General features: G+C 61.1%; 8 protein-coding genes. 5 read left to right on the top strand and 3 right to left on the bottom strand.

Annotation, left to right across the window (positions count from 1 at the left end; translation table 11 throughout):
- Positions 1-133: 133 nt before the first annotated feature.
- Both DW178_RS07215 and rpsA read left to right on the top strand, forming a co-directional pair.
- Positions 134-553: a Fur family transcriptional regulator gene (locus tag DW178_RS07215; RefSeq protein WP_118350338.1), complete on the top strand. Its 420-nt coding sequence runs from the start codon at positions 134-136 to the stop codon at positions 551-553.
- 366 nt (positions 554-919) lie between these two features.
- A complete protein-coding gene (rpsA, locus tag DW178_RS07220; RefSeq protein ID WP_042434903.1) occupies positions 920-2,122 on the top strand; it encodes a 30S ribosomal protein S1 in 1,203 nt (400 codons plus the stop codon).
- 197 nt (positions 2,123-2,319) lie between these two features.
- Here the strand turns inward: rpsA and DW178_RS07225 are convergent, their stop codons facing one another.
- Positions 2,320-4,488 carry an acyltransferase family protein gene (locus tag DW178_RS07225; protein WP_118350339.1) on the bottom strand — a complete coding sequence of 723 codons (2,169 nt, stop codon included), beginning with the start codon at positions 4,486-4,488 and terminating at the stop codon, positions 2,320-2,322.
- Between the two features lie 187 nt (positions 4,489-4,675).
- On the opposite strand from DW178_RS07225, the gene coaE reads away from it, so the two are divergent.
- Positions 4,676-5,284: a dephospho-CoA kinase gene (gene coaE / locus DW178_RS07230; RefSeq protein WP_258795715.1), complete on the top strand. Its 609-nt coding sequence runs from the start codon at positions 4,676-4,678 to the stop codon at positions 5,282-5,284.
- Between the two features lie 207 nt (positions 5,285-5,491).
- Complete coding sequence (uvrB, locus tag DW178_RS07235; protein WP_118350340.1) at positions 5,492-7,645, top strand: excinuclease ABC subunit UvrB; 2,154 nt, start codon at positions 5,492-5,494, stop codon at positions 7,643-7,645.
- Positions 7,646-7,974: 329 nt separating this feature from the next.
- Here the strand turns inward: uvrB and larE are convergent, their stop codons facing one another.
- Together larE and DW178_RS11555 are read right to left on the bottom strand one after the other, a co-directional pair.
- Complete coding sequence (gene larE / locus DW178_RS07240) at positions 7,975-8,814, bottom strand: ATP-dependent sacrificial sulfur transferase LarE (protein ID WP_118350341.1); 840 nt, start codon at positions 8,812-8,814, stop codon at positions 7,975-7,977.
- 89 nt (positions 8,815-8,903) lie between these two features.
- Positions 8,904-9,491, bottom strand: a complete 588-nt coding sequence (locus tag DW178_RS11555; protein WP_286168572.1) for a glycoside hydrolase family 25 protein — start codon at positions 9,489-9,491, stop codon at positions 8,904-8,906.
- 710 nt (positions 9,492-10,201) lie between these two features.
- Here DW178_RS11555 and DW178_RS07250 point away from each other — a divergent pair.
- Positions 10,202-10,630, top strand: a complete 429-nt coding sequence (locus DW178_RS07250; RefSeq protein ID WP_286168573.1) for an RrF2 family transcriptional regulator — start codon at positions 10,202-10,204, stop codon at positions 10,628-10,630.
- Positions 10,631-10,691: the final 61 nt, after the last annotated feature.

Raw genomic sequence — 10,691 nt, forward strand, 5'->3', positions numbered from 1 at the left:
AACCTGGATAGGAGAATCTGAACCCCCATCAACTTTACGCCGTCGAATGGTTGTGAGTGAATTGCATAAGGCTTACTAGCGATATAAAATCCTATTAAGAAGAAAGTCTGACAAAAAGGATAGGAGCAACGCGATGACTTCGAACGGCCAGGTTCAGAGCCCGCGCGGCTCGCGCAACGCTAAGCAACGCGCGGTGGTGCTCGATGCGGTGCGCTCGCTGCACAACCATCCGACGTCGGCGGATATCTACGATGTGGTCCACCGCGATCACCCCAACGTGTCCCGCGCCACCGTGTATCGCAACTTGAGCGTGTTGTCGGATCGCGGGGAGGTTTTGCGCATCCCCGTGCCCAACGCGGCGGACCGCTACGACTTCCGCTGCGATAACCACTTCCATGCGAAGTGCAGCCGTTGCGGAGGCGTCTTCGATATCGAGACGGAGGGGGTCGATCCCTTTGCGCGTATCGTGAACGATTACGGGTTCCAGGTAACGGGCTTCGACCTGGCGTTTTCCGGCGTGTGCCCTGATTGTCGCCGTAATAGCGGGGAATAGCGCATAGCGCGTTGGTTCTCGTCCTCCAATCTGGGTGTTTAGGGGGGTGAGCTCGAAACGGCTGGTCGTCGCGCAGCGCGCGGCCGGATCGCAAGGCGGCGGTGCAAGGGCGCGAAACGAACGGCTTGCCATTCCGCGTAGAAATCGTGCAGGGCGGAACGCTGTTGGAAAATAGTGGCTTGGATGCCGCATTGCGCATGGTATACTCGATTGGCTTATGGGAAGGTCCCGTAAGCATTGGTAATGTAGGCCCCCGAGACATGTTTGTTGCACTGCTAAAAGGGAGCATCTCCTGCAAGCGAACATGGTTTATGTAGCAATCATTCATGACGAAGGGTCCCCGGCAAAGTATGGAAGGGGTCCGTTTTGACCGACATCAAGAACACGTCCGTCATCGACTTCGAGGACATCTCCGACGATCAGATGAACCAGATGATCGACGGCACGCTGACCGAGTTCGACGAGGGCGACCTGGTCAACGGCACGGTTGTCAAGATCGAGCATGACGAGGTGCTGGTGGACATCGGATTCAAGTCCGAGGGCGTTGTGCCCGTCCGCGAGCTGTCCATCCGCAAGGACGCCGATCCGTCCGAAATCGTCAATCTCGGCGACGAGATCGAGGCTCTGGTCCTGCAGAAGGAGGACAAGGACGGCCGTCTGATCCTGTCCAAGAAGCGTGCCGAGTACGAGCGCGCCTGGATCAGCGTTGAGGAGAAGTTCAAGGCTGGCGAGACCGTCACCGGCGAGGTTATCGAGGTTGTCAAGGGCGGCCTGATCCTGGACATCGGCCTGCGCGGCTTCCTGCCTGCGTCCTTGGTCGACCTGCGTCGCGTCAAGGACCTGGACATGTACCTGCACACCGAGATCGAGGCCCGCGTCATCGAGATGGACCGCAACCGCAACAACGTTGTCCTGTCCCGTCGCGTGCTGCTTGAGGAAGGCCGCAAGAACGAGCGCGCCGAGATCCTCTCCAAGCTGTCCAAGGGCATGCGCCTCAAGGGCACGGTTTCCAGCATCGTCGACTTCGGCGCCTTCGTTGACCTGGGCGGCATCGACGGTCTGGTCCACATCTCCGAGCTGTCCTGGAACCACGTCAACCATCCGTCCGAGGTCGTCAAGGTCGGCGACGAGGTCGAGGTCGAGGTTCTGGACGTCGATCTGCAGCGCGAGCGCATCTCCCTGGGTCTGAAGCAGACCACCGAGGATCCGTGGATCAAGCTGGTCGAGAGCTACCCGGTCGGCTCCATTGTTGACGGCAAGGTCACCAAGACCGTCCCGTTCGGCGCCTTCGTCGAGCTGGGCCAGTCCATCGAGGGCCTGGTGCACATCTCCGAGATGGCCATGCGTCACATCGACACGCCTGCTCAGGTCGTCAAGCCCGGCGACATGGTCAAGGTCAAGGTCATGGAGATCAACCCCGACCGTCGTCGCATCAGCCTGTCCATGAAGGCTGCTGCTGCTGAGATGGGCTTCGAGATCCCCGTGGATGAGTCCATCCAGGTTGAGGAGAAGCCGGCCAAGAAGCGCGAGAAGAAGGCTGACAAGCCCGCTGAGGAGCAGGCTGAATAAGCTGACCTAAGCCTCAAGCTTCAAGCAACCGCTTAGCATCCGCAAGGCCCCCGGCATACGCCGGGGGCCTTGTTGCGTTTGCAGATTATCTAAAGGCGCTCGCTTCATAACGCAAATCGGGCCGCAATCGTGATGCGTTGATTCGCATGCGATTGCGGCCCGATCGTTCGATTCGTGCGCCCGCTGATTAGATGCGCTTATTCCTGCGGGTGCTCCCCTAGGCTGTTGGCGATGTTGGTGGCAATGGAGGCAACGGCTGCCTGCTGGGCCGCAATGGCCTTGGAGGTTGCGGCTTCCATAGGCGTTTCTGCGTGTGCAACTTGGTCGCCTTCCTTGTGCTCGGGTAGAAGGCTTCCAATAGCATCGTGGACCATGTCGATATAGGCTTGTGCGCCTTCCGAGGACAGATGCGTGCCGTCTCCGTCGAACCAGGTGCCATGCGATGCGCTCAGGCTGTACCAGTCGATCACCTGCACGTTGCTGTAACGCTCGACGGCGCGGTCGAGCGCGGCGTTCGTCTCCGCCATCCAGCTTTGCGGGCTGCGGGTGTTCACGAAGAACACGTGCTTGTCGGTGCCCACCACGCCAAGCAGGTCGTCCAGCTGCTCGTCAGTGGCCTGTCCGTTCGTTCCCAGGGCGAACACCACCACATCACCCACGATGTCCTGCTCGGCGTAGGAGCGGTACACTTCCTCGCCGACGGTGAGCTGACGGTTCACGGCGGCATCGATGGCGCCGTAGGGGAACGTTTCGGTGAAGTTGGGAATGGCGCGAACCGATACAGAGTCGCCGATCATGAGCACGTCGAGCTTGGGCTTCTCGGCTGCTGCGGTGGTGCCCGACGTATCTGCAGGCAAGCCTGCGACATGCGCCGATTCGTCCTTCAGCAGATCGCCGCCCTCAAGTGCGGAAGTGTCGGGCACAAAGATCAGCCCGCCGATGCAGACGATGGTGAGCACGGAGGCCGCGGCCGTGGGCAGGGCATGGGTACGGAGCCAATCGGCAAGCAGGATCTGCCCGCTACGCACGTCGCCCACGAACTTCCCGATGGCGCCATGGCGGATGGGGTCTTCCACGAACTTGTAGGAGAACCATGAGATGGCGAAGATGACGGCGAACTCCACCAGGTACATCCACCACGGGGTGCCTTCGATGTTGCTGCGCGGGTTCATGAGCAGAAGGATAGGGTAGTGCCACAGGTACATGCCGTAGGAGTGCAGGCCGATCCATACGAGCGGTTTTGCGGCGAACACCTTCGCCAACAGGCTAGACGGGTGCACGATGACGGCGATGATGACCATGGTGATCACGGAGGCGAGCAGGATGCCGCCGCGGTACATGAACGCCGACGTGCCTTCGATGCCCGCCATCATGGCCACCAAGCCAATGAGCGCGATGCCGCCCACGGCGTCAAGCGCCAGCCGAACGCTGTGGTCAAGGTGGATCTCGTTGTTCGCGCCAAGTTGGTTCGACGGCCATACGAAGGCAAGCCATGCGCCGATGAGCAGGCTGAACGCGCGGGTATCGGTTCCGTAGTATACGCGCGAGGGGTCGGCGCCGGGGTTGAACAGAAGCGCCATTTCAAGCGCGGATGCCAAGGCGAGCACGAAGGTAGCGTTGCGCATATGGGTGCGCTTCACGCCGAACTTGTGCGCAAGGATGAGCACCACGGGCCAAACCACGTAGAATTGCTCCTCGATGGCGAGCGACCAGAAATGCGTGACAGGGCTCGGGGCGCCTAGGGCGTCGAAGTAGGATACGTCGCGCAGGATGTACCACCAGTTGGTCACCCAGCAAAGCGCCGCCCACATGTCCTCGCGCAGCTTCGTGAGCAGGCTGTGGTCGAACAACGTGCAGAGCACGGCGGTGACTATGATGACGAAGGCGATGGCCGGGAATAGGCGTTTCACGCGCCGTAGCCAGAACTGCGGCAGGTCGATGGTGCCCGTGGAGTCCCATTCGATGAGCAATAGACTGGTGATCAGGTAGCCCGACAGCACGAAGAACACGGTGACGCCGAGCAGGCCGCCGGGCATCCAGGCCATGCCCATGTGGTAGGCGATGACGCCGAGCACGGCAAGTGCGCGTAGGCCATCGAGGGCAGGGATGTAGCGTGATTTCTTCCGCTTGGGCTGCTCTACGCTGCCGGATGTGCGCGAGGTCCGCGGTGATGCGCCGTGCGCACTGTCGTGACGGCCGTCCGTTACGGCGTTTGCGCGGCGGGTGCCATGCGATGCGGTGGCTGCGACGCTTGAGGCGCGGCCGTGCACATTGGAACGGTGTTGCGTGTAAGAATCCGATGCGGGGCTTGCGTATGCGCTTCGCGAACGGTTGCGTGCGTGGCTCCCAGCCGGCGTTTCCGGCATGATAGTTCCCTTCTCATCTGCTGCGCTCCCTTAATCCGCAGCACATCGCCTCAGTATACCAGTGCCGCCTACCGTAACCTGTTGGCAAATGATGGCACGTGCCGTCCGTTTCGGCTGTGTGGTGCGTGTATCATATGAAGAAGATATGCGTGAAGGTAACGCTGCGATGCCGACAAAGGAGGCAGGCATGGGTATGAAGAAGCTGTTCGTCATCGGCGGCATGGGCGCCGGCAAATCGACGGCCCGCAAGGTCCTGGCCGAGCAGGGAGTCCCGTACATCGACCTCGACAAGGTCGGTCATGACGTGCTGCTGTGGGATACGGTCAAAGCCGACCTGGTAGAGGCGTTCGGCGCCGATATCCTGGGCGCTGATGGTCAGATCGTGCGCTCGAAGGTGGCGGCGAAGGCTTTCGCCACGCCGGCGGAGACGCGCAAGCTCAACCGCATCACCATGCCGCGCATCGAGGAGGCGTTCACCGATCAGCTCGACGAGCTTGAGCGCCAGGGCAACAAGGCCGTGGTGGTGGAATATTCCGTGTTCAAAAATCGCCAGGTGTCCATGGCCAACGGCGCCGACGTGGTCATCGCCGTGCTGGCCCCGCTTGACGACCGCATCGAGCGCGCCGTTGCAGGCGGCTGGGACGAGCAGGATGTGCGTCGCCGCATCGCCCGCCAGATCAGCGATGCGGATCGCATCGAGCAATCCGACGTGGTGTTCAACAACGATGGCACGCCCGAGCAGCTGCGCGAGCAGGTCGAGCAGTGGTGGCGTGAGTACAGCAAGACGCTGGACTAGGACGGCTTCGCGCTGATGGGCGCGATCGTTTGAAACGTTGCGGGCCCCTGCGGTGCGGCGCCTGGCTTTGCCAGATGCCGCATGCTGCAGGGGCCTTTTGCGTTGTCGCGTATGTGAAGCGAAAACGTACACTTGTTCTTTTCCGTATGCCGTGATAGACTTCGGGCACTGATTCGAAGGAAGCGCCTGCGAAGGACGTGATTGCATATGAGCAGCCATCTGAAGAACATCGAGGGCATGACAATGGAGGGCAAGCTGCCCGAAGTGCGCCTTGCGAACACGCCGTTTCGAGCGGTCAGCCCTTATGAGCCTTCAGGCGATCAGCCGCAGGCCATCAAGAAGCTGGCACAGGGCGTAGAGGAAGGGCTGCGGTATCAAACGCTTCTGGGCGTTACGGGCTCGGGCAAAACGTTCACCATGGCGAAAACCATCGAGGCGGTGCAGCGCCCCACGCTTGTCATGGCGCCGAACAAGACGCTTGCCGCTCAGCTTGCAAGCGAGCTGAAGGAGTTCTTCCCCGACAATGCCGTGGTGTATTTCGTCAGCTACTACGATTATTACCAGCCCGAAGCGTATGTGCCCTCGTCGGACACGTTCATCGAGAAGGACGCCTCCATCAACGAAGAGGTGGAGAAGCTGCGCCATGCCGCCACCAGCGCGCTCCTTTCCAGGCGCGACGTCATCGTGGTGGCGTCGGTCAGCTGCATCTACGGTATCGGCAGCCCCATGGATTACGCGGGCATGGCCGTGTTCGTGGACAAGCAGAAGGAGATGGATCGCGACCAGATGATCCACGACCTTATCGACATCCAGTACGACCGCAACGACTACGAGCTGAAACGCGGCACGTTCCGCGTGCGCGGGGATAACCTCGATGTGTTCCCGCCGTACGCGGACAATCCGGTGCGCGTGGAGTTCTGGGGCGATGAGATAGAGCAGATTTCCGAGATCGACAACGTCACGGGCGAGGTGTTGCAAGCCTATGAGGCCCTGCCCATCTGGCCGGCCTCCCATTACGTGACGGCGCGCCCGAAGATGGAGCACGCTATCAAAACCATCCAAGAGGAGCTGCGCGAGCGCCTGCAGCAGTTTAAAGAGGAGGGCAAGCTGCTTGAGGCCCAGCGGCTGGAGATGCGCGTGAACTACGATCTTGAGATGCTGGAGACCATGGGCTTTTGCAGCGGCATCGAGAACTATTCCCGGCATTTGGACGGGCGCGAGCCTGGAGAGCCCCCGTACACGCTCATCGACTATTTCCCGGACGATTTCCTATGCATCATCGACGAGAGCCATGTGACGGTGCCCCAAATCCGCGGCATGCATGAGGGCGACCGCAGCCGCAAGATCACCTTGACCGAGCATGGGTTCCGGCTGCCCAGCTGTTTGGATAACCGTCCGCTGCGTTTCGACGAGTTCGAGGAGCGCGTGCCGCAGTTCATCTACGTGTCGGCAACGCCCGGCGATTACGAGCTGAAGGTCAGCCAGCAGCAGGTGGAGCAGATCATCCGCCCCACGGGCCTGCTGGATCCCGAGATCATCGTGCGCGGCAGTGCAAGCCAGATCGACGACATCATCGACGAGGCGAAGGAGCGCGCCGACCGCAACGAGCGCGTGCTCATAACCACGCTTACCAAGAAGATGGCCGAGGATTTGACCGACCACCTCTTGGACCGCGGCTTACGCGCCCGCTACATGCACAGCGACATCGGCACGCTTGAGCGCGTGGACATCCTGCGCGATCTGCGTTTGGGCAAGTTCGATGTGCTGGTGGGAATCAACCTGCTGCGCGAGGGCCTGGACCTGCCCGAGGTAACGTTGGTAGCCATTCTCGACGCCGACAAGGAGGGCTTCCTGCGAAACCAGCGCAGCCTGATCCAGACCATCGGCCGCGCTGCTCGTAACGCGAACGGCCAGGTAATCATGTATGCCGACAAAACCACCGACTCCATGGACCTGGCAATCTCCGAAACGCGGCGCCGTCGCAGCATCCAGATGGCCTACAACGAAGAGCACGGCATCACGCCCAAAACGGTCACGAAGGCGGTCGTGGACATCATGAGCTACGTGCATGGGGAAATGGGCGATGTGTCATCTGAGCAGGTGAACATGCAGCTTGCCGAGCTGTCGCGCGAAGAGGTGCTGCGCGTTATCTCCAGCATGGAGGAAGATATGGCGGAGGCGTCGCGCAACATGGACTTTGAGGAGGCGGCGCGCTTGCGAGACGAGGTGGTGCGCCTGCGTGCCGGCGTGGAGGGCGAAAGCGAGGCGGATGTGCTCAAGGACCTGAAGAAGAGCGCGCGCAAAGGCAGCGCCTTCGGCAATCGCAAGAACGCAGCGTACGGCAGCTCGCGTCGGTCGTAGAACCCTGCTGTCCGTCGACCGCGGGTTGACGGACACGGTGGCGGCGGCTTGCTTGCTCAGCGCAGGGCGCTGGTGGCAACTCGCTAGCCCCGTATGCCGCAGAGCGGGATAATGGCGGGAGCGGTTATGGCATTTGTCGCGGCTACGACTTGTGCGGTGCAGGGCGCTGGCAGTAGCCCCCCTTGCCGCACGTGCCGCGGCGTGGAGTTGTGGTGGGGTGTCTGCTTAGCATTTAGCTTAGCTGCGCGGTAACTTGTGCTGCGCAGAAGGGGGTTGGCGCGTTTGAAGATGCCGCATACGGTTCGCAAGGCGCCGCCATTGCCTTTGGTCTATTCGGGAACGTTTTGGTTGAGGCTGCCGGTGCGATAGCCGTCGGCGTCAACGGTCACGTAGACGAACCCCGCATCGTGTATGCGCTCGGTCAGGTCGGTGGATATCAGCGCGTCCATAAGTGCCGCTCGCTGGTCGGGCGCTACCTCGATGCGCGCAAGGTCCCCATGGGCGCGGCAGCGTATCTGGGGAAAGCCTGCGTTCATAAGCGCATCCTCGGCATGCTCGACGGATCGAAGCTTTTCGGCAGTGATGGCCTCGTTGTAGGGGATGCGGCTTGCAAGGCACGCGTAAGAGGGTTTGTCCCAGGTTGGAAGGCCAAGCTTGCGGGACAGGGCGCGAACATCGGCTTTCGATAAACCTGCTGCCAGCAAGGGGCTGTCCACCTTCAGCTCGCCAAGAGCCTTAAGCCCAGGGCGGTAATCGCCTAGGTCGCTGGTGTTGGTGCCTTCGGCCACGTAGGGTATTCCCAGGCGCGCGGCTTGATCCATGATGCGGGCGAACAATGCGCTTTTGCATAGGTAGCATCGATCTGCGGGGTTTTCGGCGAAGCCGGGTATGGTCAAGGCGTCGACGTCCATCACCACATGGCGGATGCCCCGCTTGGCGCAAAAATCGCTGGCTTCGCGAACCTCTCGTGCGGGAATCATCTGCGCGCAGGCGGTGATGGCGACGGTGTTGTCGCCAAGCACATCGGCGGCAACACCTAGCAGCAGGGTGGAGTCCACTCCGCCGGAAAACGCTACGGCAACCGCTCCCAGTTTTGTCAGATGCTCTTTCAGCGCTTCGTGCTTCTTGGAAAGCTCAGCGGGAAGCGGGGCGGGGGTGTCGGTGCTCATGGAGGACCTTTCGCGTTGCGGGTGGTTTCATTACGCACGCTAGCACATGAAGTTAGCTTCAGGTTTTGCCGAGCTGCGAGATTTCGCGTTTAGAGCATATCGGTGAAGCACAGGTTCATGTCGACGGGGGTGGAAATGCCGGCAACGCTGCCGGTGTTGCTGTACTGCCACAGCACGAAATCGAACTGCCCGGAGGGCTGCAGCGCGTTGTATTCGGCGAACCAGACGGGGCGATCGCCTAGGCTATCCAGGTTCATGCGGGCGATATCCACTTTGTTGCCATACACCATGGAGCGGTAACCTGCTTGCTCGATGCGTTGGCAGAACGCCAGCGCAGCTGCGGTGAGGGTGTCCCGGTCCACGTTATTGCCGCGTGCGTTCACCGTCGTATCCTTCTCGTGGTCGAAGGTTATGGGAAGGTCGAGCTTGCGGCCGCCAAGCTGGTCAAGCACGAAGTCGGCCTCTTCCTGCGCCTCCTCGGCGCTGGTGGCTTGCGAGTAAAAGTACACGCCGGTCTGCAAGCTGGCATCGGCTGCTCCTGCAAGGTTCTCATTCAGGCGGGCGTCCGCGAACAGGCCGCCTTCGGTGGTGCCGCGGTAGCCGGCGCGCACAAAGGCGAACTGGATTCCGTCGCTTGCAACCTGCTCCCAGTCGATGGCGCCTTGCATTTCGGACACATCGATTCCCGTCTGCGATTTCTCGACCCCGTTTTCAGAGTATGAGAACCTGCCGTTTTGTTGGGAGAGCCCCGAGAAGTCGTATGGGCTGACGTAAGGTTGCTTTGTGTTGGCCGAGCGAGAGGTTTCTTCTTGCGACGAGCCGTTGAGCAGCGCCGATGTTGCGTTGCATGCCGATATGCCGACGACGATGAGCGCAAGCGCGAACGCAAGGATGACGAACGGCTTGCGGGCGCTGGTGCTACGACGTGGGCGTTGCTGGGGGCGAGTCGATCCAGGTCGCGTGGATGCGTTGCGCGCTGGCAAAGAGGTGCGGGGCCGCGCGGAGCCATTGTTCATCGATGATGAGACGCGGGGCTTCGTGGAAGGGTTGCGCGTTGATGATGGGGTTCGGGCGGGTCGCCCGTTGCGGTTTCTGCTATTCATAGGCGTTATGGTAGCAAACGGCGTGGGGCGCGGGGTGCCCGTCCATGGTTTGAACGTGGGGTTTTCAAATGCCGCTCATAGTGATTTCCCGCCGCTGACGCACGTTAACGGCGTTAATCCAATTGATACTAACTTACTTCTAATATGCTCGTCTCATTGTTGGTTTTAGCCTGATGTGCACGCTCTTGTAGGTGTTTTTGCGCGTGATTTCGGGATGCTTGCGCATGTGCGCAAACAAGCGGGCGTTCGTCTCGTTGGGGAAGCGGGGCGCGACAAGGTGAGGATTGGACGCTACGATGATGGTTTCGACAAGGGGGCGCTATGCCCTCAGGCTTATGATCGATATCGCCAAGCAGGGGGAGGCGGGCGCGCTTGTCACTATGAGACAAGCCGCGCAACGCCAGGGGCTTTCCGTCAAGTATTTGGAGCAGCTGGGCGGTGCTCTCGTGCGTGCAGGGGTGCTGAAGAGCATTCGCGGCGTGAGCGGCGGATACTATCTGGCACAGCCCGCGGATCAAATCCGCATCGGCGACGTGCTGCGCGCCACGGAAGGTTCCTGCATGCCGGTCGCATGTGTGGACGATGAGGGCAAATGCGATCTTGCGGGCGGCTGCGAGGCGCGCGGCTTCTGGCGGGGGATGGGTAATGCCATCAACGCCTATATCGACCGCATCACGCTTGCCGATGTGTTGGAGGGCAACGTGGAGGCATAGCCGATTCCAGGGGTGCAATCCATCATCGGAAACCGGTGTCGGTAAACGCGACGGGGGGGGG

The organism is Eggerthella sp. AM16-19, from assembly GCF_003474385.1.
Taxonomy (GTDB): domain Bacteria; phylum Actinomycetota; class Coriobacteriia; order Coriobacteriales; family Eggerthellaceae; genus Senegalimassilia.